Genomic DNA, 25960 nt, shown 5'->3' with positions numbered 1-25960 from the left:
GCAGGCGCACATGACCGCCGCCGATGTGGCCCCCGTCGTCGTACCCGAATCCCTGTCCCGTTTGCCGGGCGGCTTCGGCGCGCCCGGATCACGTACGTACGAGGTCTTCCGCATGTCCGATGCGTTCATCATCTGCTCCACCCTGTCCTTCTCCTGGCCTGACGACACGCCGGTCTTCAGTGACCTGTCCTTCACCGTGGGCGCCGGCCGTACGGGCCTGGTCGCCCCGAACGGCGCGGGCAAGAGCACGCTGCTCAAGCTGATCGCCGGTGAGTACCGGCCCGGTGGCGGGAGCGTGTCCGTCAACGGCGTGCTCGGCTACCTGCCGCAGAGCCTGCCGCTCGCGGGCGATCTGACCGTGGCCGAGGTCCTGGGCATCGCCCCCGTGATCGCCGCGCTGGACGCCATCGAGTCGGGCGACGCGAGTGAGGAGCACTTCACCACGATCGGCAACGACTGGGACATCGAGGAGCGCACCCGAGCCCAGCTCGACCGGCTCGGGCTCGGCGATCTCGAGTTGGCGCGGACGCTGCGCACGCTGAGCGGCGGCCAGGTCGTCTCGCTCGGCCTGGCCGCGCAGCTGCTCAGGCGTCCCGATGTGCTGCTGCTCGACGAGCCGACCAACAACCTCGACCTCGACGCGCGCCGCAAGCTCTACGCCGTGCTCGGCGACTGGAGCGGCTGTCTGCTCGTGGTCAGTCACGACCGGGCCCTGCTCGAGTGCATGGATCGCATCGCCGAGCTGGATCGGGGCGAGGTCCGCTTCTACGGCGGCGGCTTCACGGCCTACGAGCAGGCCGTACGGACCGAGCAGGAGGCCGCCGAGCGGAACGTGCGCAGCGCCGAGCAGGAGCTCAAGCGCGAGAAGCGGGAGATGCAGCAGGCCCGCGAGCGGGCCGAGCGCCGGGCGAGCAACGCCGCCCGCAACCTCAAGAACGCCGGTCTGCCGCGGATCTTCGCGGGGAACATGAAGCGCGGCGCGCAGGAGTCGGCCGGGCGGGCGGGCCAGACGCACGCCGCCCGCGTCGGCGACGCCAAGGCCAGGCTGGAGGAGGCCGGGCGCACCCTGCGCGAGGACCAGAAGATCACGCTGCGACTGCCCGGGACCCACGTCCCCGCGGGGCGCACGGTCTTCCTCGGCGAGCATCTGCAGGCCCGCGGCCTGTTCGCCGCGCCGGGCATCGACCTGACGATCCGCGGGCCCGAGCGCATCGCGCTGACCGGCCCCAACGGCGCGGGCAAGTCCACCCTGCTGCGCCTGGTCAGCGGCGAGCTGGAGCCCGACGGCGGCAGCGCCAGGCGGGCCGACGGCCGGATCGCCTCCCTGTCGCAGCGGCTCGACCTGCTCGACGTCGAGCGCACCGTGGCCGAGAATCTGGCCGCGTTCGCTCCCGGCATGCTGGAGGCGGACCGGATGAACCTGCTGGCCCGCTTCCTGTTCCGCGGGCCGCGGGCGCACCTGCTGGTGGGCGTGCTGTCGGGCGGCGAACGGCTGCGCGCCACGCTGGCCTGCGTGCTGTGCGCCGAGCCTGCGCCGCAGCTGCTGCTGCTGGACGAGCCGACCAACAACCTCGACCTGGTCAGCGTGGGGCAGCTGGAGAGCGCGCTCGGGGCCTACGAGGGGGCGTTCGTGGTGGTCAGCCACGACGAGCGCTTCCTCGCCGAGATCGGGGTGGAGCGCCGGCTGGAGCTGTCCGGTGGGCGGCTGCTGGAGACGGGAGGGCTCGCCGGTGAGTGACGCGCCGCTCACCCCGTGGAGCGTCACCGGGGCCAGTTCGCGATGATTTCGGGCGTGATGGCGTCGGCGTGGCAGGTGAACGTCGTGCGCGAGGCGAGGTCGTAGAGGCAGACCCTGACGTCCACCCGCTTGATCTCTCCGTCCGAGGTGAGCCGGAAGGGGCTCTTGGCCGAACAGGTCGAGCGGGGCCAGCTCCATCCGGTGCCGCCGCCCACGTAGTGGAAGCGGGCACGGATGGAGGCACAGTGGCCGCGATGCCTGTCGCGGTCATGGAGCGTGCCGTGCACGGTGAAAGTCTCGGCGCTGAAGTCGGTGATCCAGACGTCGGCCTTGGCGTGGCCGGAGTGTCCCGCTGACGACGTGACGGGGCCCCAATGGATGGGGGAGGCCACGGCCGCCTGCGCCGCGGCTGGGACGCCTGTGCCGATCACGAGGGCGAGGACTCCACCGATGACATGTGTCTTTCCCATGGCCAGGACGGTAGGGGACATGACTTGGAGAGATCTTGCATCCGGCTGGCGTCTCCCGGGCCCGAATCCTCAGGCGGGCCCACGCCGATGAATTTTCGTCCGCCTGGGGTGTTCGTCCTGCCGGGCCCGGCCGCCCCGCTGATCGAGAGCCCTGGCGATCGACGGCCATCTTTTCGTGCAAAGATTCGCATATGGATGCGGCTATCGTTCTTCGCACGGCTGACGAATGCGGGTCCTACCTGCGTTCAGTGGCAGATCAGAAGTGGGCGGAAACGCAGATCCCGGGGATGGACCGGACTGTGGCGGGCATCGTGGCCCACATCGGTGACTGCCTGATCTGGTACGCCACGGACCTTGTCGCCGGCGACAGAGAACTGAGCACCATGGAGATGCGTGTTCGCCCGGAATCCGACCCGGACGACCTGATCGCCACGGTGGACGCCTTCGCCACCGTCCTCGCGCATGTTGTCGCCGGAATCTCGCCCGAGGCCCGAGGATGGCACCCCGACGGCAGAGCCGACGCGACCGGCTTCGCGGCCATGGCCTGCGACGAGATGCTCGTGCACACCGCCGATGTCGGGACAGGCGTCCATCAGCCCTTTGTTCCCTGTGAGGAGATCGCGGCGGCCACACTGCGGCGCCTGTTCCCATGGGCGCCGACGGACACGGACCCCTGGCTGACCCTGCTGTGGGCCAACGGTCGTGCGGACCTGCCCGGCCAGGAGCGGCAGGCGGGGTGGAAATGGCACTGCGCTCCCCTGGAGGAGTGGGACGGAACCAACCCCAGAAGCTCAGCCGCCGCCTCCTGAAGATCTGGGAGCCTCGGACACCGTCGGGATGGACGGACCTTCGAGCACGGACGGGCGGCAGGCCGTCGCGGTGTCGCCGTCACCGCCCACGACGCGGTTTGCGCCAGGTCATGATCTCGGTTGCCGGAAGACGCTCAGCGAAGCGGTCGTCGGGCGCCGCTCGCTGCAGCACCGCGCGCAGGTCCCGCTCGAAGTCCTCCACCCCGCTGCCGAACAGGTGAGGGGCGGAGTCGGATCGGGAGAACACCCACGCCACGATGTCGTCCGCGGTGCGGTTGACCACGTCCCCTGCCGGCACGACATGCCGTCGGAAGTCCTCGAACCCGGCCCGCGCCAGGACGAGGTCCTCCCGGCCGGGCGTGCCGTTGACGAGCGTTCCCTGACCCGCGCGGCGCACCGGGCCCAGATGGCGACGAACCAAGTCGCTGATCCGCGCGTACGGCGGAGCGGGCAGCGGCGGCGGCGCCGGTTCGGGGGGCGGACTCTTGAGGTCGCTCATGTGGACGAACGTGCCTCCCGGCTCCAGCATCTCCAGCACGGTCGCGGCGACACGATCGCGATCCGTCCAGTGAAAGGAGTTGGCGAACACCACGACCCTGAACTCACCCAGACCGGCCGGTAGATCCTCGGCGCGCGCGGCCACCCACCGCGCGTTGGTCACCCCGCGACGCGTGGCCTGCCGCTCGGCCTCGGCCAGCATGTCCTCATCTGGGTCGACGCCGACCGCCTCGGCGAAGAACCGCGCCATGGCCAGCGTCACGATGCCCGGCCCGCAGCCGACGTCGAGGAGCCGGCCCCGGCCGTCCAGGGCGAGCGCCGCGGCCAGTGTTCCGGCGAAGCCCGGAGCGTACGGCAGCCGGCCGCGCTCGTAGTAGGCGGCACTTCCCTGGAACAGGGTGCTGTCCCACTGCCATCCATCCGGCACGGCGATCCCTCCATGAGTCGGCGAAGCCGCAGGCGGCGTCGCGGTCATCCTGACCTCTTCAGGCTCTGCACGGGCTCGGCAATGGTAGCGAGAGGGCCACCTCGCCGACCCGCTTCGAGCACCACGCCTGCACGCCCTTGCCGGGTCTCTGGCAGGTCGGTGACTAGGCAGGACGGTGTGCGGTGGCTGACTCAGAAGCGGGAAGGCGCAGGACGAAACACGCGCCGACGGGACTGTCGGCGATCGTCAGGGATCCGTGGTGATCGCGCACGATCTCCCTGGAGATGGCCAGTCCGAGGCCGCTCCCGCGCGGGTCCCGCCGGCGGCCCTCGTCGAGCCGTACGAACCGCTCGAAGACGCGCTCCCTGCTGTCGGCGGGGACGCCGTGGCCGTCGTCATGGACGGAGACCACGGCGTCCTCGCCGTCTCTGAACACTCTCACCTGGACGGCGGTGCGAGCATGGCGGGCGCCGTTGTCGAGCAGGTTGGTGAGAACCCTGCCGATCCCGAGCGTGCTGGCCTCCACCATCACCCGCGGATCGGCCGTGACCGTGATCGGCACCCGTCGCGGACGGCGGTCCGCCTCCTGCCTGACGAGCGCCGCCAGATCGACCGGCTCGGTCCTGTCGGGGATGCCGGCGTCGCGCCGCGCCAGGACCAGCAGGTCGGCGACGATGTTCTCCAGCCGTTCGGTGGCCGTCAGCGCCGACTCCACGACCTCGTCCCTGTCGATCTCGTCAGGCAGCAGCGCAGCGGCCTCCAGCCCCGTCCGCAGGCCCGTGATGGGGCTGCGCAGCTCGTGGGAGACGTCGGAGACGAACCTGCGCTGCTGCTCGACGGCGCGCTCCAGCCGGTCCAGCGTCGCGTTGACGCTCATGGCCAGCCGCTGGATCTCATCTCGCCTGCCAGGAAGGGGTACCCGGCGATGCAGGTCCGTCGCGGTGATGATCCGGTCCATCTCGGCCCTGATCGCCTCCACCGGCGCCAGAGTGCGGCCCACCGCCCACCACATGGAGACACCACGCAAGATCAAGGCGACGATCGCGACGATCCCGAACAACAGCGCCCACATCGGCCGAGGCAGCAGGCCGGGTTCCGGTGTGGCGGCGATGGCGATGAAGGGCTTGTCCTCGAGGAAGAACCGGTGCGCCGTGGCCAGCAGGCAGGGGCTGTCCGGTCGCGGATAGCCGCACACCGAACTGTCGCTGCGAAGCTCCTGCGGTGCGGGTAGCGTCGCGGGGATAGGCGGCTCCCCGACGATCGTGGCGCTGGCCTTGACGACCTGTCCCTTGCGGCCGAGAATCTGCACGAGCTCGTCCTGGCTCGAGGTGATGAGCGGGCTCGACAGCTTGTCGGCCTCGGCGTCGAAGACCAGCCGCTGAGCGGCCCGTGACGCGTGCAGCTGGGCCTCGTCCACCGCCTCCTGCCTGATCAGCACCAGCACGACCGCGTACAGCGCACCGACCAGCAGGCCGGTCACCAGTACCGCGGCGACCGACATCCTGACTTTGATGGGCATGTGTGCCGGCGACCACATCACGCTAGGGCATCCGGCGTCGCGAGCCTGTTGCAGATCTCATCAGTTCCCCCGAGCTGTACGGAAAGCATAGAGAACCGCTGGCAAAGTCAGGGTGACCGGTCACGGCACGCCGCACCGTGAGGCACTTCTCGCCGATGTCATCGGATGTGGTCCCCGGCGTCGCCGACGGCAGGGGGGGAGAACGGCCCGAAGGTCGGGTACTCGCCGAAGGCGAGCTGCCAGGCTGTCACGCGCGCCCTGCCCAGACGGCGACGACGCTCCACGTATCAGAGCGGCTGGTGGCGCCGGGTTCCCTGAGGGGCGAACGTTCCCAGGGAACGGCTCGCTCACCGACCGCGGGCACAGCGACGCGCGGGCTCGTTCAGCCGTGTAGATCTTCCAGGAGGAGGGCGAAACCTTCATCCACACCCCGACGACGCCGCCGGGGTCACGATGAACAGCGGGCAGCACGCTGCCCGCGGCGGTCACACGTTTTTGGTCATGCCTCCGTCGATGAGGTACTCGTTGCCGGTGATGTTGTTGGGCGAGGCCAGGAAGGCGATGAGCCGCGCCACCTCCTCCGGCGTGCTGATGCGGCCGGTCGTCACGCCGAGCCCGCTGATCGCCTGCTCCACATACGATTCGTGGGACACGCCCTGCTCCTTCGCTAGGCGGCCGACGAAGCCGTCCGGGTCGGCCCATACCCCGGTGCTCACTGGTCCCGGAGACACGGTGATGGCGCGCACGCCCTGCCCCCCGAACTGCTCGGCGATCACCTTGGTGAGAGCGTTGAGCGCGGCCTTGGAGACGTTGTAGTCAGCGGGCCCGGCGGCGACGGTACGCGCCCCGACCGAGGAGACGTTGATGATCGTGCCCCGGCGCTCGATCAGGCTGGGAAGCGCGGCGCGGCTGACCCGCAGCGCGCTGTAGAAGTGCAGGTTGAAGGTGTGCTCCCAGGCGTCATCCGGCAGCTCCAGCAGGTTGAGCCTGACCCCCTTGGCGAAGTCGTCGGTGTCGCCGACGCCCACGTTGTTGACCAGCAGGTCGATGCCGCCGAGCTCGTCGATGGCGCTGTCGATGAGCCGGGCCGGGCCCTCGGCCGTGGAGAGGTCGACGGTCACGGGCACGGCCCCGGTCTCCTTCAGCTCCGCTGTGATGGTGCGGGAGCCGGTGACCACCCGCATCCCCTCGGCGAGCAGGGTCCGGACGAGGGCAAGGCCGATTCCCTTGCTGCCGCCGGTGACGACCGCCGTCTTGCCTGTCAGGTGCAGATCCACTGGGTGTTCTCCTCTTTCGTGACCGCAGCGGGCGCTGCGGTGCAGGGGTGTTGCGGGCAGTGGGGCTCATCGCGACGTCTCCGGAACCTCACGTGTACGGCCGGTGCCCGCCGCCCCGGGTCGGTGGGTGTGCCTCCCCGGATGGCATGCGGACCGCGCCGGTCGCTGGGCGCGCCTGTGCTGGACGGCAGCGGATGGCGCTGGTCCCCTGGGCCTTCGAGAGTACTTGCGTCATGCAAGTGAGGTTAGGGTCGTACACTTGCTTGACGCAAGTGTGAATTCGGGAGGTGGCCGTCATGCTGGGCAGGACATACGACACGCAGGTGTGCTCTGCCGCCAGGGCGCTCGAGGTCGTCGGTGAGCGGTGGAGCCTGCTGATCGTGCGCGACGCGCTGTTCGCCGGCGCGACCCGTTTCGCCGACTTCCAGCGCTTGGGTATCGCGACCAACATCCTGGCGAAACGCCTCGACAGCCTTGTCGACTCAGGCATTCTCGAGCGGCGGTCGAGCGGGGAGCAGCCCGACCGGGCCGGCTACGCCGTGACCCAGAAGGGGCTCGACCTGGCACCCGTGATCATCGCGCTGACGCAGTGGGGCGATCGATGGGCGGCCCCGGACGGCCCGCCCATCTTGTATCGGCACACCGGTTGCGGGGGAGCGATCGCCGAGCAGACGACCTGCTCCAGTTGTGGGCAGATCACCGACCTTCAGCAGATCCACGTCGTGCACGGCCCCGGCATGCCGGGCTCACACGCCACGGACGTGGTCTGACCAGGCGGCGAGGCTGCCGGGCGCACGATTCCACCCATGGCGCTGACCTGACTTCGCGTGGCATGGCCGGTGTGCCGTACCTCGCCGAGTGAGCATCCGCTTGGCCCTTGAGTGCGCGTAGCCGCCGAGCTCAGTCCTTGACGACTTCTATCCAGTAGCGGCCTTCGCCGTCGCGGTGGGCGCCGTGGATGTCTGTCGCCAGGTCGGGGAAGGCCCGGTCGAAGTCCTCCAACGCCCGCAGGTATGTCAGCAGCGGGCCATCGGCGGGACCGGCCGCCTCGCCGGGCATCAGCATGGGAATCCCCGGTGGGGTGACCACCACCGTGGCCGCGGCGACCCGGCCCGGCAGATCGTCCAGAGGGACAGACTCGGTGCGGGCCCGGATCATGGCCTGGTAGCAGTCGGCGGGGGTCGTCACCGGTTCGGGCAGGTTGGTGAACACCTGGTCCAGCAGTTTGCCCACGCCGGAGTCGCGTAGTTTCTCGTGGACCAGGGTGCAGTACTTCTGTAGCGAGATCGCGGGCGGACCGAAGCCTGGCAACACCTCCGCCAGGGGCAGGTCGTCGTCGTAGGCGTTCTTGAAGTCGGTGAGCGCGTCGATGAGCGTGCCCCACTTGCCCTTGGTGATCCCCATGGAGAACAGCACCAGCAACGTGTGGTCGCCGGTCTTCTCCACCACGATGCCGCGCCGCTCCAGGTGGGCGGCCACGACGCGGGCAGGGATGCCCCAATCGAGGGTGCCCGTGACGGCGTCGGCGCCCGGGCAGGTGATCGTCACCTTGACGGGGTCGAGCAGGCAGTAGCCCTCGGACATCCCGTCGAACCCGTGCCACGCGGCCCCCTCCTCCATGGTCCAGCACCGCGGCTCGGCGCACAGCAGCGCCGGATCGGCGTCGGCGAACGAGAAGACCTGGCCGGTGCTCGGGTCGGTGACCTCAGAGGGCTGCCAGACGCCGAAGAACCAGTCGGACCGCAGGCCGTCCTCGCGGATGCGGGCGGCCAGCCGCACCATCGCCTGCCGGAACCGGACCGCCTCGACGATCGCCTCCCCGGTGAGGAACGGCCCCGACGGGCCGTCCATCATCGCCGCCGCGACGTCCAGTGAGGCGATCAAGGGGTAGAGCGGTGACGTGGAGGCGTGCATGAGGTACGTCTCGTTGAACGCGTCGTAGTCGACCGGTGCCCGCTGCGCGGGGCGGAGGTGCACCATCGCCGCCTGCGACAGCGCCGCCAGCAGCTTGTGCGTCGACTGGGTGGTGAACACGGTGGGGCGGTCGGGGCCCGGCAGGGTGCGCTCGTCGATCGCCATGCCGTACCGGCCGGCGTAGAGAGGGTTGAATCGGGCGTAGGCGAACCACGCCTCGTCGAAGTGCAGCCGTGGCACGCTGGCGCCGAGCAACTCGCCGACCCGCACCGCGTCGTAGCACACCCCGTCGTACGTCGAATTGGTGATCACCGCGTACGTCGGAGCTCCGGCGGCAAGAGGATGGGCGGCCACCCGAGCACGGACCGCGTCCGCCTCCAGCGTCGCGGAGGGGATCGGGCCCGCCAGTCCGAGCCCGTTGCGCTCGGGCACCAGATAGACAGGGCGGGCGCCGCTGATGGCCAGCGCGTGCTGGACCGACTTGTGGCAGTTGCGGTCCACCAGGACAGTGTCGTCGCGGGCGATCGCATGGTGACCGACGATGCGGTTGGCGGTGGAGTTGCCGTTGACCACGAAGAACGTACGGTCGGCGCCGAAAACGCGGGCGGCGTTGCGCTCAGCCTCTCCGATCGGGCCGGTGTGGTCGAGCGGCGACCCCAGTTCGGTGACGGAGATGGACAGATCCGTCCGGAGGAGCCGCTCGCCGTAGAAGTCGAAGAACGCCCGCCCCACCGGCGACTTCAGGAACGCCACGCCGCCGGCGTGCGCCGGGGTGTGCCAGGAGTAGCGATGGTGATCCTGCAGGCGGCGCAGCGCGCCGAAGAACGGCGGAAGAATCTTCTCGGCGTACTCGTCGGCCGCGTGGGCGATGCGCCCGGCGATGAACTGCGGGGTGTCCTCCAGCGGGAAGACGTAGCCCTGGATGACCTCGTACACCCACAGCGGAAGCTCCTGCTCCTGCGTCATCAGGAAGACGGGCAGGCCGCGGAACCGCCTGCCCACCGCCCCCAGCAGTTCCTCGGCCCCGGGGGCGTCCCACGCCGCCAGGACCGCCGTCAGCGACGCGTCCGACCCCACCACCGCCATGGCGTCCGCGGCCCGGTGGGTCCAGCGCACCTGCAACCCGTGCTCGTCCATCGCCGCGCACACCCGGCGGATCTGCTCGGCGAGCGCCGAATCGGCGTCGGGACGTTCGGTGACGGCGGCCAGAACGGTTCGCTCCATGCGGCACTCCGTGATCGGGGGAGGGGGCGGAAGGTCCCCACGCAAGAGTAACGGAAAGGAGTCGAACTGCAACCCAGGGTAATCGTAGTATCCAGGCCGGCCCATGGCCGTCATCGCGGTGAGGGAGACGACGTCGAGGCGGCGCAGAGCGTCGGGAGCGTACTCCTTGAAGGCGACGTCCCACTGACCGTCGGCCGGAGGGATGGCCGCAGGGGCGTCCAAGCTCCAGGACGGCTGACGCGGCGTTCCCTCGCCGGTCAGGTGTAGGCGATCAGCCGCCCGCAGGCGACCACTCCCGTCCACGCCACCAGCGAGACGGCGCCCGCCGCCCTGGCCGCAGGAGGCGGTCGGCGATCGTCGTCCCACGCCTCTACCCGGCGGTAGACGCCGAGATGGAACAGCGCCACATTGAGGCCGGCCACGGCGAGCAGACCCACCTTGGCCGGTGCCGCGCCGGTGCCCGCGATCTCCCGGGCGCCGGCCGTGAACATCGCCGCTCCGGACAGCGCGGCAAGCGCCAACCCTGCCCTGGCCACCGGCAGCAACCGCCGCGCCGCCGCTGACACCGAGATCACGTCCGCTCCCGCGCCGAGCAGCCGCAGGTCGAAGAGCAGGGCCGGTCCGACCAGTATCGCCAGCCCCATCAGGTGCACGATCTCCAGCGACGAGTACACCCACGGCGTCACCCGCACGAACTCCGCCACCCACGTCTCCTGGAGCCAGGTCAGCGCGTCGAGCCACCCCGCTGACTTGGGGTCCGACCGCGCGGCGTGGTACCCCTGCAGCGCCCCTGCCTCACCGGCTGCCTCCGCCTGCGTGGTGTGGCGCTGCGGGAAAGCCGCTGTCATGAGGCTTTCCCTCCGGTCCGCCTGGCCCGGAGCGTCAGCGCCACGGTGCCACCGCCGATCAGAAGGGCGCCACCGATCAGCCACGGCAGCACGGCAGGGCCGTGGCCGGAGCCGGCGGCCGCGGTGGTGGCGCCCTGCCCGGCAGGCTGTTCGGCAGGGCCGCCCGGCGAAACGGGAGGCGGGCTCTGCGGCAAGGGAACCGAACGCTGCCGGACGGCCTGCCCGTCCTGCCGGACCAGCAGCTCAGGCCGGAACTCCTCGGCGTGCTCACGGTGCACGTAGCCGACCGCCTCCACCCGCTCGCCCTCGCGCACCCGATCCGTCATCCCCCATGCCGTCAGCCGCTCCACGGGTGCGAGGATCAGCACCACCTCCTCCTCCCGCCCGTCGAAGGCCTGGGTACGCCGCAGCACGTCACGCCCGCCCAGTTGCTCCAGTTCGGCGGGGATGGAACGCTCGGCGAGCCCGGACGGCAGACGCGCGGGGGCGGCCACGCGCACACGCACCTCTGGATGAGGGTTTCCCCACCGGACCTGCGTCACCGTCCCCGACAGGTACAACGGCCGCTCGGTCCTGAAGTCCTCCCATCCGTGATGAAACGTGCTGCTCAGAAGGGCGAGGGCGACAATCAGCGATTTCATGTCGCCCAGTTTCAAGGTGTCTGCCCGATTACACCGCACTAAAAGGGATATGCGCCCCCATTGATATCGTCTGCCTATGAATTTCCAGCAGCTGCGCTACGCCGTCGCGCTGGCCGAAGAGCTCAACTTCGGCCGGGCCGCGCTTCGCGAGGGCGTGCGGCAGCCGCCGTTCAGCCAGCAGATCGCCAAACTGGAAGAGGAACTGGGCGTGCGACTGTTCGAACGCACGACCCGCCAGGTACGTCTCACGCCCGCCGGTGAAGCTTTCGTGGCCGAGGCCCGCGCCAGCCTGACCCATGCCGCGCTCGCCGTGGAGACGGCCCGACGGGTCGGCAGGGGGCAGGCGGGCCGACTGGTGATCGGGTTCGTCGGGTCGGCGACCAACCTCACGCTGCCCCGGGTATTGCGCCGCTTCCGCGCCCGCTACCCGGGTGTCCAGGTCGAGTTGCGGGAACTGCCCACCGCCCAGCAGGCAGAGGAACTGCGTCAGGGCCTGCTCGACGTCGGCCTGCTGCACGCGCCGCTTGCCGGGCCCGCGGCCGAGGTGCTCACCACGCAGACCGTGTCCCGCGAGCTGTTGCTGGCCGCCCTGCCGGCCGATCATCCACTGGCCTCGCGCACGTCCCTGCCGGCGACGGCACTCGCGGGGCAGCCGTTCGTCATGTTCCCGCGGAGGTACGGGCCGGCGCTGCACGACCGGATCACCTCGGTGGCACGTACGGCGGGGTTCGAACCTGACGTGGTGCAGGAGGCCGTGCAGATGCAGACCATCGTGGGCCTGGTGGCGGCGGGGATCGGCGTGTCCATCGTGCCGGAGTCCGTGACCCGGCTGCGCCGCCGCGACGTCGCCTTCCGCCCTCTGGCGCCACCGGTCCGCGCGGTCACACTGGACCTGACCTGGCGCACCGGCGACCCGAACCCGATGGTCGGCAACTTCCGATCCCTGTTTCCACCCCCGCACCCCTGACCAGGCGAGGGCGCTGGAGGCGGCGAGCCATGGCCGTGAAGAGGCCCCTGCAGGGCCGAGATCCACAAGATTCGGAAGAAACCGAGGCACGAGGAGTGACGCGCGCTCAATCGCCACCGCCGGTCCGTGACCCGGATGGCCGCGGTCTCGGAGACGGCGCCTGCTCGGGCAGGTCGAACACGTGGTCCGGGGTCACGATGCGCGTAATGGCCTTCCCGAAGAGCGTGCTGGGCTGCGCACCGTCGTACGAGATATCCGTGTTGATCAGGATCACCAGCGTCGCTTGCTCCTCGGGCAGGTACACCGTCAGCGACTGGTAGCCGGGCAGCGAGCCGTTGTGTCCGATCCAGCTCCGCACGTTGAAGACGCCAAGTCCGTACCCGGCGCCCGGGATGGTCGTCGGCCGCGTCCTGAGGCGTTCGGCCTGCGTCGTGGGGGTCAGCAGGGTGCCGGTGGCGAGGACGCGGGCCCACGTGCGCAGGTCCTGAAGGTTGGAGATCATCGCTCCCGCGGCCCAGCCCCAGGAGGGATTCCAGTCGGTGGCGTCCTCGACCGCGCCCGAGGCGGTCTTGTCGGTGTAGCCGCGAGCGTGGGGGGTGGGGAAGGCGGCGCCGGTCGGGAGGACGGTGTGCCGCAGGCCGGCCGGCTCCAGGACGTTTCGCTGGATGAACTCGTGCAGGGGCAGGCCGCCGACCTTCTCCACCACGAGCCCCAGCAGGATGATGTTCGTGTTGGAGTACTGGAATCGCGCGCCGGGCTGGAACTGCACGGGGTGCTCGAAGGAGTAGGCCAGCAACTCCTGGGGGGTGAAGGGCCGTCGCGGGTTGGTGAGGAGGGCCTTGGAGAAGGCCTTGTCATCGCTGTAGTCGAACAGGCCGCTGCGCATGCCCGCGAGGTCGCGCAGGGTGATGCGGTCCCCGTTGGGGACCGCGTCGACGTACTTGGCGATCGGGTCGTCGAGGCCGGCCTTGCCCTGGTCGACGAGTTCGAGCAGGGCGGTCACGGTGAAGGTCTTGGTCTCGCTGCCGATCCGCATGGACAGGTCTGGCTTCATCGGGGCGCCGGTCGCCTTGTCGGCGACGCCGAAGGCCCGCACGTACGCCCCCTTGCCGGAAGCCGACAGGCCGACGATGACGCCTGGCGCCTTGGTCACGCGCATGACCTGCCGGATCGCGGTGTCCAGTCGCGATGCGACGGCGGGGGTCAGCTCGGGGAAGTCCGGCGGCTGAAGAACCGCGGCGGGCTGAGCGGAGGGGGCCGCCACGGGCATCGTCTCGCCGACGGTCCCGGCGGACAGCGGGAAGGCCAGGAGGCCGGCGACGGCCAGCCCCACGGAGATTCCGCGCCGACACGCCTGCGAGCACCTCATGGCAGACCTCCTGCCGAACGACGACGACAAGGCGCTCGGGGCGACGGTACCCGCCGCCCCGGCTCCTGCGGCATGCGACCGCCCGGCTCCGCCTACGGCCTCGGGCGGTTGGGCATATGTTCGGCCGTGCCGACGCGGGCCTTCTGCTTGCGCAGGCCGGCGAGGCCGAGCAGACCGAGCAGGCCCAGCAGCCCCCACATGCCCCCGCTGCCGCCCTCGTCTCTGTTCTGGGTGGGTTGCGGTGAAGGCGTGATCTGGCTGTGCGCGGCCGGGACGGCGACAGCCTCCGCCGTGACGGCCGCGGCCGGGGCGAGCGTGAGCAGGAAGACCAGCCCCAGGCTCGTGAGGATCTTACGCATGGGATTCCCCCGATCTGGCGGTCTCACGTTCGGAAGACCGCCCGTTGTGGCCCCTTCCGGCGTAGGAAGGGGAGAGCGCCGTGTTCCCTGCTGAGCGAACCCCTGCGATGGCCGATTGCTTCGACACGGAGCGTCCCGCCACCTTGTGAGGTCGTGCATCAGGGACGTCGAGCGCGATGGAAGCGGTTCCCGCCGTTCCGCGCAAAGACAGGAATGACAGGAACCAGGCGTGGCGAACAGCCTGTGGGATCAGGACACCGGCGATGTCATGAAATGTGGAGTGGTGTCCCGGTTTGCCGGGTGTCTGCCCTCCCTGGGGGCGGCCCGACTCGTTGGAGACGGTCTCCTCGTCGGCGACCTGGTCCTTGGTCATGCGGACCCGGCTCCTACGGGCGGTCTCCTCCACCATCGGCCATTTCTCGCGCGGGGTGACGCTCGTGCGGACTCGGTGATGTCCGGCCCGTCAAGCGCCGTATCCCGGTCGGCCTCGGTGGTCTGTTCCCGCTCCACCCGCACCTAGCGGGTGAGCGGCACGTTGCGCTGCTACTCGTCGGTGACGATGTACTTGCGCAGCCGGGCTCGGCCGCGCTCGTGGGTCTCGGCGCCGACCTCCGGCCGATCCCCGCCCGTCATCGCATCGCCGCGACGGCCCATGCCGGTGTCGGCGTAGCCCGTTTCGGTACCCATGTCCCCGGTGTCGGCGTAGCCGTTCTGGATACCTGTGTCCCCGGTGTCGGTGTGGCCGAGGCGCTCGCGCTCGCGCATGCCGCCCTCGTGCGCCCATCCCTCGCCGGGCTGGTTGGCCTGCTGCCAGGAGGACTCCCAGTCCATCCCGTAGTAGCGGTACAGCTCGCGCTCCTCCTCGGCCGACAGGTACCCGCCGGCATCCACGTCGACGTTCGGGGCGTCCTTGACGCGGTCCTTGTCGTAGGGCACCTCGACGTGGTCGGTGACCAGCTCCGCATCCCGCATCGGGACGAAGGTCTCCTTGGTGCCGAACAGGCCGGTCTTGATGCACAGCCACTCGGGGCGCCCGGTGGCCTCGTCGAGGAAGAGGTGCTTGACCTCGCCGATCTTGGCTCCATTGGCGTCGTAGACGTCATGGTCCAGAACCGCGGGGATCTGCTCCTGCGTGATCATTCGCTTTCCCCCTTCTGCTTGGTGACGGTCTTTAGCGGACCTACCCGCCAAATTAGGACGGAACATCTCAAGCTGGTACAGAACACCCCACAGTTCATCAGCTCGCGGCGGTCCTACGGTGAAGCCGACACGGTCCTGCGTGGCCTGCCGCATCGCCGCTCTGCGGCGGAACCGCTTCACATCAGGCCAGCAGCACCCCTCTACGCTGCGTTGACCAGGTCTTTGAACGGCTGACCGGGCGCGCGACCCGAGGTGGTCGGCGGGGGCAGGCGCCCCCGCGATCCCCGCGTGTTCGTGTGCGAGCCTTCCCTCCACGCACGTCAAGAGCCGGATGCACGGCCAGCTCACGCCGCAGCCGCGTGCGTGAGTTGGCACGGCATGCAGGGTAGTCACCGTGGGTGCAGACGTTCTTGCCCTATCCCGACTTCGTGGCCACGTCGCTGATCCTGGACCCACGGCGGCTCGGCAAGCAACGTGTCGAGGCGATACAGGTGCTGCGCGGGCTGACCGTTGTGGGGTACGGCTGGCGCCACCATCCTGCGGTCGCCATGTGGGCGGGCTACGAGGAGGCGCTCACCAGATACGGCATGGAGATGTGCCGCGCCTGGTGTGAGATCGGATACGCCGACACCTGCGCGACCACCCTGCTGGCCGACTTCCAGCGCGCCCTCGGCGTGGACACGGTGCGCTCGCAGGACGCGCTCGCCGTGGCGGGGGAGTTGCCGCCGTGGCTGGGGGAGGAGGACTTCCACCGCAGCCACCGGTCGGCTTTGCTGCGCAAGGATCCCGAGCACTACCAGAGGTGGTTCACCGGTGTGCCGATGGACCTGCCCTACGTGTGGCCGGTGTCGGATCGGGCCCGCCGTACACCCGCATGACTCCGGATCAGCACCGTCACGTCCTCGACGAACAGCCCGTACCACCGGATCGAGCCGCAGCCGGCAGACGGGCAGGACCGCGGCCACGGCGGCCGTCGAAGCGAGCAGGCCGGCCGCGATCTCGGGCCGGCCTGGGCGCGTCGGGGAGGTGGCGTCGGCGGGAGCCGGCCCTGCAGAGCCCGCGCTACCGCTGGTTGCGGGCTTCGGCGATGGTTTTCAGATCGCGCAGCCAGGCTTCGAGACCTTGTCCGAGAAAGTGGGTGGCGAGGCGCACGTCGGTTTCGATCTGGTCGCCGGCATGGGTCTCCTCGGTGCGTACGAGGACGCCGCCCTTGACCTTGGTGAAGGTCCAGACATGGACGCCCCGGTCGATGCGCAGCCCTTCGCCGATCGCGGGCCCGGTCCAGCGGATGCACGTGTGGTGCTGCAGCTGCCGGACCGTGGAGGTGATGACCAGCGTGGTCGGCGAGCTGACGGGGGTGGCGGGCACCGGGGTGGTCCACCGGAACCGCGAGTGCCTGCGCAGCGGGCCCGGATCGAGGCGCTTCATGCTGGTGACGGGCTTCTGCCACGAGGGCCAGCGTTCCACGTCGGTCTGCAGTTTCCAGATGGTGCTCAGCGGCGCCTTGATCAACGTCTCGGTCCGGTACCGGATCTTGGCGCTGGTGTCGACGCCCTCCCCACGGCACTGGAGTCCACCACCGTGGTGGGTGGCCGGGGGCCGGCCGGGGGCGGCCTGTGCGGCAGGGAGGTTGCCTGCCAGGGTGCCGGCGATGGCGAGTGAGATCGTGAGCACGGTGAGCCGGGCGCGGGTCCGGGGGCGGGACTGCTGACCGGAAAGAGCCGAGGTGCCGTTGTTCATCGTGGTGTTCCTTTCGGTGGGGAGGAGCGAACGCTCGTAGGGGATGCCGCCGGGCTGGAGGGCGGACCGTTCGGCGCGGCAGTGGGGGACAGGAGTGCCGCAGGGGGAGCTCCTTCAGCGCCGGCGGGCCCGAAGGATGGACCCGATCAGTACGGCGGACGCGGCGACGATCACAGCGACGAATCCGGGGTGCATGTCCTTGGACAGGCTCGGCGCGCCGTCGGGCCGCGTCAGCCATATGACGAGCGGGACCGCGTACGAGACGGCCAGCAACGCGGCCGCCCAGCGCACCGCGCGGTCGTGGCCATGGCGGAGAGCACCGACCATCGCGATCGCGACCGGGACGATCGCCAGCATGGCGAACTGGCCCAGCACCATGACGGGGACGGCCCAGGAGGAGACGGTCACCGCCAGAGGAGTGGGCCGGCCGATGGGGGCGAGTGAGGGGGACGCGGTCGTCATGGGGTTTCCCTTCGTCAGGCCGAGTGCACCGCCGCGATCCGGCGCGCGCTCACGGTTGTTAGAGCGTCGTGCGTACGTTAGAAGTTATAACTAGTAGCGAAAGAGGCTGTCAATAAGGTTCGTGATAGCCTCTAACTAAATCTTCAGGACGTAGCGAGGGGTGGCAGGTCATGGCGGAGGCGGGCACGAAGACCCCACGTGAGCGCTACCGCACTCAGGTGCGCGCGGAGATCAAGAAACACGCGTGGGAGCAGCTCGCCACGACGGGGGCCTCCGCGCTCTCCCTCAACGGGATCGCCAAGCAGATGGGCATGAGCGGGCCCGCGCTCTACCGCTACTACGCCAGCCGCGACGAACTGATCACCGAGCTGGTCAGGGACGCCTACCGAAGCCTGGCCGACACTCTTGCCGCGGCCGCCACGACCGGCGCCGACCTGGGCGTGCTGGCGCACACCCTGCGAGCCTGGGGGCTGGAGGATCCGCAGAGGTACCTCCTCATCTACGGCACCCCCGTCCCCGGCTACCAGGCGCCCGAGGACATCACGCTCATCTCCGCCGAGACCATGGCGATCCTGCTCGACGCCTGCTCGGCGCTGCCCACGGACAGTTCCGCGACGCCGTTCGACGCGCACCTGGCGGACCATCGCGACTGGGCGGACGGCCACCCCGCCCCGCCCGCGGTCCTGCGCAGGGCCCTGAGCTTCTGGACCCGGCTGCACGGCGTCCTGTCCCTGGAGCTCGCCGGACACTTCGCCGGCATGGGATTCGACCCCGCCCTGCTCTTCGCGGCCGAACTGGACGAGCTGCTGGCGCACTGAGCGGAGACGATCGACGGCGGAGGTGCTCGGCCCTTCAGGGACGAGCAGCGGGCGAACGGCCACCCCGAGCCTGGCCTCTTCCGCCGCAGGCTGCTGACCGCCATCGGCTGACGTGGCCCAGCGCGCCGACGCCTGCACCGTCACCGCAGGGGGCGCCTCCCACGTCATCTCCGTCTCCGAGCCCGAAACGGTTGCCGATTCATCCGCCGCGCCGCCACCGAGAGCCCCTGGGGTATCGCGGGCCGCGACCGCCCACCGCACGCCCGTCCCAGAGGTTTCTCAGCGACCAGGGCGCTGAGATGCGACACCCCTCGGGTGGGCGGGCGATTGATCAGAAAGTGGTCTGGGAGATGGACAGTGCCCGGACCTACGTTCGGTCTTCTCCGCCCCCGCTCGTGATGCGGGGGTGCGGCCAGGTCGGTCGACCTACACGACATGGCGAACGCCTCGCCATACCCCATCAGTACAAGGAGAAGACCATGAAGCGTGCTCTGTCAGTCCTGGCCATGCGTCGCGTGGCCATCGGTGCCGTGACCGCGGCCCTGGCCACGACCGCTGTCGCCTCGCCCGCCGCTGCTTCCACCGGCGTCTCCACCGGCGTCGTCACGTCGGCCGCCGCCCCGCCGGCCGGCACCCTGCACCTCAGCAACCGCAGGACCAGTCTTGCGCTGGAGGTCGGCGACGTCGGCGCCAGCGGCAGGGGCAAGGTCTTCAGCACGTTCCCCCGCGGGGGCAACGACGTTGAGCAGCAGTGGAATTTCATCAACGGTGGCAAGCTGGTCAGCAGGAAGCTCGTCCGCGGGCAGACCGTGTGCCTGGAGACCGACAACGCCGGCCGGCTGTTCGTGGCCCGTTGCGTGGGCGGGAAGCAGACCCAGAAGTGGGCGTTCAAGCTGGCCGTCGACGCTCCTGGACCCTTCAAGGACGCCTTCGTCATCCAGAACTTCGCGACGAAGAAGTGCCTGGCCAGCGCCGAGCCCAATGGGCGGCGCAACGCTCAGGTGGGTGTCGGCTCCTGCAGGAGTGGCAATGCGCTCCAGCAGTGGACCGCCTCACCGCTGGTCGGCGACTGAGAGACGGCACGCGGCGGGGATCCAGGGCCGGCGGCGGCGCGCCCACACCAACGGCGGGCGAAGCATCATCCCTGGTCGCAGCGGATACTCCGTTCAGCCGGGGGTTTCATGGGTGAGGTTCTGAGTGACCTGCTGCCGTTCGCGCTCACGGTCGCCATCTGTGGCGCTGCCTCCGTCTCCGGGAGACCATGGTCATGCGGCATGACGGTCAGATCGTGGCGAGCGTGTTTCTTCCGCGCCTGACCGCGGTCGGGAGATCGGCCTCGTGTCCGTCGCGTCGAAGCGGGGGACCGGGGCCGTTTCTCGTGTCGTGTGCCTCCGCAGGCCAACGCCGTGATCCAAGTGCTTTGTGCGGAATTCGAACCTGCGGCCGTCGGATGAGAAGTAAGATCTTTTAGTGTTGCGGTATGTCGGTTGGTGATACGTCGTCCGCGCTGGGCTGGCGGCGGCAGGGCAGCCGGACCCCTCTGGTTTCGGGTGCGGCCGGATCGCCGGCCGCAGATCTTCGGCGCGCCCAGAATGCCGGTTCGCCTCGCCGGGCTCCACGAATGGTGGGCCCGGACAGCACGTTGTACGGTCGGAAGCCCTCCATCTTCAAGGATGAACAATGAGCGACGAGAGCTCCGCCGCGCGGGCGGCATGGGAGCGCGTGGACACGACCATCCCGCACTCCGCCCGGGTGTGGGACTTCCTGTTGGGTGGCAAGGATCACTACGCCGTTGATCGCGAGGTCGGCGAGACCCTGCTGACGTTGTTCCCCGACTTCGCGATGGTCGCCCGGCTCCAGCGCGAGTTCCTCATGCGCGCTGTCCGGTACCTGGTGAGCGAGGCGGGAGTGCGCCAGTTCCTGGATATCGGCACCGGCCTGCCCACTGCCAACAACACCCATGAGGTCGCCCAGAGCATCGCACCCGAGACGCGCGTCGTGTACGTGGACAACGACCCCATTGTCCTGGTGCATGCTCGCGCGCTCCTCACCAGCGCGGAGCCCGGCGTCACCGACTACATCGATGCCGACGTCCGTCACCCCGACGTGATCCTCAACGGAGCGGCCAAGACTCTCGACTTCACCCAGCCCGTCGCCGTGATGATGCTGAGCATCGCCGGCCAGCTCACCGACGATGACAACCCCGCGGCAATCATCGGCCAGCTGCTGGAACGCCTGCCTTCGGGCAGCTATCTGGCGCTGAGCGACGGCACCGACACCAACCCGGCACTGGTCCGGGCTGTGGCGAACTACAACCGCACCGCGGCCAACACCTACCAACTACGCAGCCCGGCACAGATCGCGGCGTTCTTCGCCGGCCTCGACCTGGTGGACCCCGGCGTGGTGCCGACGCCGCAATGGCGGCCCGAACCTGATCGGTGGGATGAGCCGCCGGCTGTCGTGAGCGCCGTCTGTGGCATCGCCCGCAAACCGTGACAGCCCGGTAGGAGACCCCGGTGGCCGGTCTGATGACGGATCCGGCACGGTGACCTGCTTCGCTCAGGACATGAAACGACAGGATCCCGCCCGGGTCCCAGGACCGGACGGGATCCTGTCCACTCGGTCCACCGTCCCGAGAACGGCCCCCTGCGGACATGGTGGAGCCTCTTCGAGGACGGACGCGACGGTCCGGTGGGTTACTTCAGGACCCAGAGCGCCCAGAACGGGCTGTCCCAGTTGCAGTCCCAGTATTCGCGGTCCCCGGAGTACCTGTAGCCCGCTGCCTCGCACTGCGCGAGGGTCCTGTGGACACTCTTGATGTAGCCGACATTGAGCTTCGCCACCTCCGCGCTCGCGGACACACTGGCGCCGAGTGTCGCTGCCACCGCCAGGGCGGTCACCGGGACCACCACGCTCATGATCTTGTTCAGCATGGATGACCTGCCCTTGCTCGATTACCCGAGAAGCGTCGCAGCCGAGGCTTCCGTCACTCTTCCTCGTCGCTTCCGGCCGCACGCTCCTCGCCGCTCGAGACGACCCACGCTCATGCCGCCGCATCGCCCCAGACGGCATCGCGGACCCTGGACGGCACCGGCCGATCCTCGGCCCCTCACCTAGCGGCGCCGCGATCTTCATCGGTACCATCGCGGTGGGAAATGGGGGACATGAAGGGCCACAGCGGGACCGAAGCACGGTTCGCGCTTCTCGGGCCGGTGTCGGCCGACGGGTGTGACGGGCCGATCGTGCTGGGCTCGCCGAAGCAGCGGACCGTTCTGGCCGCGCTGCTGCTCAACGTCAACCGCACGGTGTCGGACGACCGGCTCATCGCCCTGGTCTGGGGCGAGCAGCCGCCGCGCACCGCGATCTCGCGCCTACAGGTGTGCGTCCACGAGCTGCGGGCCCTGCTCGGCAAGGAGCGCGTCCGCCGCCTGGGCGCGGGCTACCGCCTACGCGTGGAAGAGGGTGAGCTCGACCTGGAGCTGTTCGAGCGGCACAGAACCGCCGCCCGTGCCCACGCGGAGGCGGGCCGTCACGCCGAGGCGGTGCCGCTGTTGCGCGCGGCGGCGGCGCTGTGGCGCGGGCCCGCGCTGGCCGGGACCAGCGCCACACTGATCGGCGTACTCGTCGATCGCCCGTGCCCGGCTGCGCTCCGCCACGCGCTGAAAGGCCGTGACGTGTCGATCGAGGCTTCGTACCGGCTGCCGGAGCTGGCGGCGCTCACAGAGCTGGCCGTCCTGGAGCGGCGGCGAGGTGAGGACGAGGCGGCGGCGCGCAGGGCCACGCAGGCCCTCCGGCTGTGCCGGGAGATCGGCCACGCGTCATGCGAGGAGAGACTGGCGCCGTTCCTGCAGGCATGACCGCATGTACGCCGAGTGCTGGACGGGCCGTGTGTCATGCCGAGAAGCCCGCGCTTCTAAGCTCTGGGGTGTGGCCAAGTATTTCGATGTGCATCCGGACAGTCCGCAGCCCCGGCTGATCAGTCAGGTGGTCGAGCTTCTGCATGCGGACGGGCTGATCGCCTACCCGACGGACTCGTGTTACGCGCTGGGGTGCCGGCTGGGCAACAAGGAGGGCATCGAGCGCATCAGGGAGATCCGCAGCCTCGGCAGCGACCACCATTTCACCCTGGTCTGCAGAGACTTCTCCCAGTTCGGCCAGTTCGTCCACGTCAGCAATGCGCTGTTCCGCTCGGTCAAGGCGGCGACCCCCGGCGGTTACACCTTCATCCTGCCCGCGACCAAGGAGGTGCCGCGGCGGCTGCTGCATCCCCGGAAGAAGACGGTCGGCGTCCGGATCCCCGATCACGTCGTCACGCAGGCACTGCTGGCCGAGCTCGGCGAACCGCTGGTGTCGAGCACCCTGCTGCTGCCCGACGAGAGCGAGCCCCTCACGCAGGGCTGGGAGATCAAGGAGAGGCTCGACTACGAGGTGGACGCCGTCATCGACGCCGGCGAGTGCGGCGCCACCCCGACGACGGTCGTCGACTTCTCGCAGGGCGAGCCTGAGATCCTCCGCCGAGGCGCAGGAGACTCCTCCCTCTTCGAGTAGGCGATCGCCGCCGCGCCATCGCCATCGTCCACCGCCTACGAGATCATTCAAGCGCCCGACGAGCGGAACGCCGACGCCGCGCCCGCGCGGGAGACGGTACGGGATCCCTGAGGAGACGGCATGAACACCCTCCTGCGCTCGGCCCGGCTGGGCCGGAACGCCGCGCCGTACGACGTGCTGGTCTCGGCCGGCCGCGTGGCGCGGGTCCGTGAGAGCATCACCGCCGAGCCAGGCTGGGAGGTCGTCGATCTCGACGGCCGTTTCGTGCTGCCGGGCCTCTGGGACCACCACGTGCACTTCGACCAGTGGACGCTCGCCCGCGAGCGTGTGGACCTGTCCGGGGCGGAGTCGGCGGCGGCGACCGCCCGCCTGGTGGCGGAGCGGTTGCGCACCAGGCCGCCGGAGGGGGAGCTGCCGCTGGTGGGCTACGGCTTCCGCGACGCGATGTGGGCCGACCGCCCCCATCGCGACCTGCTGGACGCCGCCGCCCCCGACGTCGCGCACATTCCTGTCGTGCTCATCAGCGGCGACCTGCACAGCTGCTGGCTGAACTCCGCCGCCGCCCGCAGGTACGGCTGGGCCGAACACGCCAGCGGCGTCCTGCGTGAGTCCGAATGGCAGCCGATCCTCGCCGATGTCAACAGGCTGCCGCCTGAGGTGCTCGACGCGTGGGCGGCGAAGAGCGCGGCGGCGGCGGCCGCGCGGGGCGTGGTCGGCGTGGTCGAGCTGGAGGCGCCCTGGCAGTTGGACGCCTGGATTCGCCGCGTCCGCGGCGGCAACCGGGCGCTGCGGGTGGCGTGCGGGGTGTGGCCCTCGCATCTGGAGGAGGCGATCGAGCGGGGCCTGCGCTCTGGCGAGGTGATCCACGGAACCGACGGGTTGGTCGAGATGGGACCGTTCAAGGTCATCACCGACGGCTCACTGAACACCCGCACGGCCTACTGCCACGACCCGTACCCAGGCCTCGAGGGCGACGCCCACCCTCACGGCATGCTGCTGGTGCCGCCGGAGGAGCTGGTCCCGCTCATGGAGCGCGCGTGGCGGGCGGGGCTGCGCCCGGCCGTGCACGCCATTGGCGACAGGGCCAACAGCCTCGCGCTCGACGCTTTCGAGCGCGTCGGCGCGCGGGGCACGATCGAGCACGCGCAGCTGCTGGACGAGGCCGACCTCGGCCGCTTCGCCGCGCTCGGAGTGGTCGCCAGCGTGCAGCCCGAGCACGCGATGGATGACAGGGACGTGGCCGACCACCACTGGGCCGGCCGTACGGGGCGGGCCTTCGCCTTCGGCGCGCTGCTTACGGCCGGCGCCCGGCTGGTGCTGGGCTCCGACGCCCCGGTGGCTCCGCTGGACCCGTGGGTCACGATCGCCGCCGCCGTCGACCGCAGCCGTGACGGCCGCGAGCCCTGGCATCCTGAGCACACGATCCCGGTCGCCGAAGCGATCGCGGCCTCCACCCGTAACGGGCGGGCGAACCTGGCCGAAGGCGACGAGGCCGACCTGGTGGTCACCGACGACAACCCATACGAGGGCAGGGCCCTGCGGTCGATGCCGGTCTCCGCCACGATGCTCGCGGGCCGGTGGACCTGGCGCGAGGACTGACCACGGAGGTTGCTAGCGGCTTGGACGGGCGACGATCGTCTCAACCGTGCGTCATGGCTGATGGAGATCGCTGAGGTGGCCCGCGGCTATGAGCTATGGCATGGTGAGCGCGGTGAAGATCAATCCGCATGTGGTCAGGCCTCTGGACGTGACAGACGCATGAAGTACGTCGATCTCGACGCGTCGATGACCCTGCCCGGTGGCGAGGTCATCGACGGTGTCATCAGTCCGGTCGAGTATCTGAAGCGGCTTCCCGAGTTCGCCGACGCGCTGCCGGCGGGTGCCCGTACGTTCGCGGCAGATCCCCAGCACTACGACTTCCATGGGCCACGGTGCGTGAAGGACCTCAACCTGGAGCGGATCTCTTTCGATAAGACAGACGGAGAGACCTCCATGGAACTCATGTTCCGGCACAACTGCTGGAAGCACGAAGAAGACCTGATCATCCGCTACGAAGGCGTGTCGGACTACGGACTCGACATCGCCGCACCTTCCGGGATCGAGCCGCGCAGCGTGGTGATCCTCGACGAGATCCTGCCGCACCCCGATGGATGTAGCCATGAGATCGCCTTGCGGCCAGGAGCGATCACTGTGGTCTGCCGGGACCTGACCGCCACATGGGTGGAGGCCGACTGCCCCGACAAGCCCTGAGCGGCATTGACAGGCGCACAGTACGTCAATTGAGACATCATGAGTGACGCAGAGAAGCCTTTCGAAGGAACCTCCCGTTGATCAACTTCACGTCCGTCTCGCCACAACCGCGCGCCTTCGACGTCGACTGGATCCATGGATCGCCGTCGGCCAAGCACAACACCGACCCCGACATCCAGGTGTACGCCTATGACGAGCACACGTTCGTCCTGCGGCAGAACATGGCGATCAACTACGAGGCGCCCTTTCTCTTCCTGCTGTTCGGCAACGACCAGGCCGTTCTTCTCGACACCGGCGCGACCGAATCCGCCGAGTTCTTCCCCTTGCGCAAGGTGGTCGACGAACTGGTCGACGACTGGCTCACCCGCCACCCGACAGACGGCTACCGCCTGCTCGTCCTCCACACGCATGCCCACGGCGACCACATCGCCGGCGACCCCCAGTTCATCGATCGTCCCGACACTCTCATCGTGGACGCACGCCTGAGCACCGCCTGGAAGGTCTTCGGCTTCGATGAGGATCCTTCGCGCATCGCCCATGTCGACCTGGGCGGCAGAGTGCTGGAGTGCCTGGCGACCCCTGGCCACCACGAAGCGGCCGTCACGTTCTACGACCCCCACACCGGCTTCCTGCTCACCGGCGACACGATCTACCCCGGCCGGCTCTACGTCCAGGACTGGCCCGCGTTCGTCTCCACCGTCGACCGGTTGATCGACTTCAGCGCCACCCGCCCTGTCACCCACGTGGTCGGCTGCCACATCGAGATGACCACCACGCCAGGCGTCGACTACCCGGTCCGCACCACCTATCAGCCCGACGAGCCACCCCTCGAGCTGACCGTCGGCCACCTGCGGCGGATCCGCAGCGCCATCGAGGAGGTCGGCGAGCGATCCGGCTCCCACGCCTTCGCCGACTTCATCATCTGCCGCCAGGACGGCTGAC

General features: G+C 69.6%; 26 protein-coding genes. 13 read left to right on the top strand and 13 right to left on the bottom strand.

The window, feature by feature from the left end; translation table 11 throughout:
* Positions 1-112 precede the first annotated feature (112 nt).
* The gene (locus FHR33_RS16250) at positions 113-1738 is read left to right on the top strand and encodes an ABC-F family ATP-binding cassette domain-containing protein (RefSeq protein ID WP_183648067.1); all 1626 of its coding nucleotides are present in this window, start codon (positions 113-115) and stop codon (positions 1736-1738) included.
* Between the two features lie 23 nt (positions 1739-1761).
* Here the strand turns inward: FHR33_RS16250 and FHR33_RS16245 are convergent, their stop codons facing one another.
* Entirely contained in the window at positions 1762-2208 is a 447-nt protein-coding gene (locus FHR33_RS16245) for a hypothetical protein (RefSeq protein ID WP_183648064.1), read from the bottom strand.
* A 191-nt stretch (positions 2209-2399) separates the two neighbouring features.
* Between FHR33_RS16245 and FHR33_RS16240 the strand changes: the two genes are divergently transcribed.
* On the top strand, positions 2400-3017 hold the full coding sequence (locus FHR33_RS16240; RefSeq protein WP_183648061.1) for a maleylpyruvate isomerase N-terminal domain-containing protein: 618 nt from the start codon (positions 2400-2402) through the stop codon (positions 3015-3017).
* A gap of 79 nt (positions 3018-3096) precedes the next feature.
* On the opposite strand, the gene FHR33_RS16235 is transcribed toward FHR33_RS16240, so the two are convergent.
* The 3 genes from FHR33_RS16235 to FHR33_RS16225 form a co-directional block, all read right to left on the bottom strand.
* Positions 3097-3942, bottom strand: a complete 846-nt coding sequence (locus tag FHR33_RS16235; protein ID WP_183648058.1) for a class I SAM-dependent methyltransferase — start codon at positions 3940-3942, stop codon at positions 3097-3099.
* 163 nt (positions 3943-4105) lie between these two features.
* On the bottom strand, positions 4106-5461 hold the full coding sequence (locus FHR33_RS16230; protein WP_183648056.1) for a sensor histidine kinase: 1356 nt from the start codon (positions 5459-5461) through the stop codon (positions 4106-4108).
* A 485-nt stretch (positions 5462-5946) separates the two neighbouring features.
* The gene (locus FHR33_RS16225; protein WP_183648054.1) at positions 5947-6738 is read right to left on the bottom strand and encodes an SDR family NAD(P)-dependent oxidoreductase; all 792 of its coding nucleotides are present in this window, start codon (positions 6736-6738) and stop codon (positions 5947-5949) included.
* A gap of 296 nt (positions 6739-7034) precedes the next feature.
* Here FHR33_RS16225 and FHR33_RS16220 point away from each other — a divergent pair, with 296 nt between their 5' ends.
* Positions 7035-7508, top strand: a complete 474-nt coding sequence (locus FHR33_RS16220; protein WP_183648052.1) for a winged helix-turn-helix transcriptional regulator — start codon at positions 7035-7037, stop codon at positions 7506-7508.
* Positions 7509-7638: 130 nt separating this feature from the next.
* Here the strand turns inward: FHR33_RS16220 and FHR33_RS16215 are convergent, their stop codons facing one another.
* The 3 genes from FHR33_RS16215 to FHR33_RS16205 all read right to left on the bottom strand — a co-directional run bounded on the left by FHR33_RS16215 (position 7639) and on the right by FHR33_RS16205 (position 11365).
* A complete protein-coding gene (locus FHR33_RS16215) occupies positions 7639-9876 on the bottom strand; it encodes an Orn/Lys/Arg family decarboxylase (RefSeq protein ID WP_183648050.1) in 2238 nt (745 codons plus the stop codon).
* A 257-nt stretch (positions 9877-10133) separates the two neighbouring features.
* Entirely contained in the window at positions 10134-10724 is a 591-nt protein-coding gene (locus FHR33_RS16210) for a hypothetical protein (RefSeq protein WP_221241122.1), read from the bottom strand.
* On the bottom strand, positions 10721-11365 hold the full coding sequence (locus FHR33_RS16205) for a hypothetical protein (protein WP_183648048.1): 645 nt from the start codon (positions 11363-11365) through the stop codon (positions 10721-10723). Before FHR33_RS16205 ends, FHR33_RS16210 begins: the two co-directional genes overlap by 4 nt.
* A gap of 76 nt (positions 11366-11441) precedes the next feature.
* Here FHR33_RS16205 and FHR33_RS16200 point away from each other — a divergent pair, with 76 nt between their 5' ends.
* Positions 11442-12332 carry a LysR family transcriptional regulator gene (locus tag FHR33_RS16200; RefSeq protein WP_183648045.1) on the top strand — a complete coding sequence of 297 codons (891 nt, stop codon included), beginning with the start codon at positions 11442-11444 and terminating at the stop codon, positions 12330-12332.
* A 106-nt stretch (positions 12333-12438) separates the two neighbouring features.
* Here the strand turns inward: FHR33_RS16200 and FHR33_RS16195 are convergent, their stop codons facing one another.
* The 3 genes from FHR33_RS16195 to FHR33_RS16185 form a co-directional block, all read right to left on the bottom strand.
* On the bottom strand, positions 12439-13701 hold the full coding sequence (locus FHR33_RS16195) for a serine hydrolase domain-containing protein (protein ID WP_183648042.1): 1263 nt from the start codon (positions 13699-13701) through the stop codon (positions 12439-12441).
* Between the two features lie 92 nt (positions 13702-13793).
* Positions 13794-14060, bottom strand: a complete 267-nt coding sequence (locus FHR33_RS16190; protein ID WP_221241121.1) for a WGxxGxxG family protein — start codon at positions 14058-14060, stop codon at positions 13794-13796.
* Positions 14061-14603: 543 nt separating this feature from the next.
* Complete coding sequence (locus tag FHR33_RS16185; protein WP_183648039.1) at positions 14604-15200, bottom strand: PRC-barrel domain-containing protein; 597 nt, start codon at positions 15198-15200, stop codon at positions 14604-14606.
* Positions 15201-15598: 398 nt separating this feature from the next.
* On the opposite strand from FHR33_RS16185, the gene FHR33_RS16180 reads away from it, so the two are divergent.
* Complete coding sequence (locus FHR33_RS16180) at positions 15599-16078, top strand: MSMEG_6728 family protein (protein WP_183648036.1); 480 nt, start codon at positions 15599-15601, stop codon at positions 16076-16078.
* A 184-nt stretch (positions 16079-16262) separates the two neighbouring features.
* Here FHR33_RS16180 and FHR33_RS16175 read toward each other — a convergent pair whose 3' ends face one another.
* Positions 16263-16940, bottom strand: coding sequence for an SRPBCC family protein (locus FHR33_RS16175; RefSeq protein WP_183648033.1), 678 nt, complete (start codon positions 16938-16940; stop codon positions 16263-16265).
* 114 nt (positions 16941-17054) lie between these two features.
* Positions 17055-17402: a hypothetical protein gene (locus FHR33_RS16170; protein WP_183648031.1), complete on the bottom strand. Its 348-nt coding sequence runs from the start codon at positions 17400-17402 to the stop codon at positions 17055-17057.
* Positions 17403-17572: 170 nt separating this feature from the next.
* Between FHR33_RS16170 and FHR33_RS16165 the strand changes: the two genes are divergently transcribed.
* The 3 genes from FHR33_RS16165 to FHR33_RS16155 all read left to right on the top strand — a co-directional run bounded on the left by FHR33_RS16165 (position 17573) and on the right by FHR33_RS16155 (position 20716).
* Positions 17573-18220, top strand: coding sequence for a TetR/AcrR family transcriptional regulator (locus FHR33_RS16165; protein WP_183648028.1), 648 nt, complete (start codon positions 17573-17575; stop codon positions 18218-18220).
* Positions 18221-18699: 479 nt separating this feature from the next.
* Entirely contained in the window at positions 18700-19293 is a 594-nt protein-coding gene (locus FHR33_RS16160; protein WP_183648026.1) for a DNA-directed RNA polymerase subunit beta family protein, read from the top strand.
* A gap of 607 nt (positions 19294-19900) precedes the next feature.
* On the top strand, positions 19901-20716 hold the full coding sequence (locus FHR33_RS16155; protein WP_183648023.1) for an SAM-dependent methyltransferase: 816 nt from the start codon (positions 19901-19903) through the stop codon (positions 20714-20716).
* Between the two features lie 200 nt (positions 20717-20916).
* Here FHR33_RS16155 and FHR33_RS16150 read toward each other — a convergent pair whose 3' ends face one another.
* Positions 20917-21153 (bottom strand): hypothetical protein, encoded by a 237-nt coding sequence (locus tag FHR33_RS16150; RefSeq protein ID WP_183648021.1) that lies wholly within the window; start codon positions 21151-21153, stop codon positions 20917-20919.
* Between the two features lie 231 nt (positions 21154-21384).
* Here FHR33_RS16150 and FHR33_RS16145 point away from each other — a divergent pair, with 231 nt between their 5' ends.
* The 5 genes from FHR33_RS16145 (at position 21385) to FHR33_RS16125 (ending at position 25959) form a co-directional block, all read left to right on the top strand.
* Positions 21385-22077, top strand: a complete 693-nt coding sequence (locus FHR33_RS16145) for an AfsR/SARP family transcriptional regulator (RefSeq protein ID WP_183648018.1) — start codon at positions 21385-21387, stop codon at positions 22075-22077.
* 70 nt (positions 22078-22147) lie between these two features.
* A complete protein-coding gene (locus FHR33_RS16140; RefSeq protein WP_183648015.1) occupies positions 22148-22768 on the top strand; it encodes an L-threonylcarbamoyladenylate synthase in 621 nt (206 codons plus the stop codon).
* A 120-nt stretch (positions 22769-22888) separates the two neighbouring features.
* A complete protein-coding gene (locus FHR33_RS16135; RefSeq protein WP_183648012.1) occupies positions 22889-24367 on the top strand; it encodes an amidohydrolase in 1479 nt (492 codons plus the stop codon).
* A 159-nt stretch (positions 24368-24526) separates the two neighbouring features.
* Positions 24527-25018 (top strand): hypothetical protein, encoded by a 492-nt coding sequence (locus tag FHR33_RS16130; protein ID WP_183648010.1) that lies wholly within the window; start codon positions 24527-24529, stop codon positions 25016-25018.
* Between the two features lie 77 nt (positions 25019-25095).
* Positions 25096-25959, top strand: a complete 864-nt coding sequence (locus FHR33_RS16125; protein ID WP_183648007.1) for an MBL fold metallo-hydrolase — start codon at positions 25096-25098, stop codon at positions 25957-25959.
* Position 25960 lies beyond the last annotated feature (1 nt).

The organism is Nonomuraea dietziae, from assembly GCF_014195505.1.
GTDB classification, from domain to species: Bacteria; Actinomycetota; Actinomycetes; order Streptosporangiales; family Streptosporangiaceae; genus Nonomuraea; species Nonomuraea roseola.
This window is presented reverse-complemented; position numbering and strand designations above follow the sequence as displayed.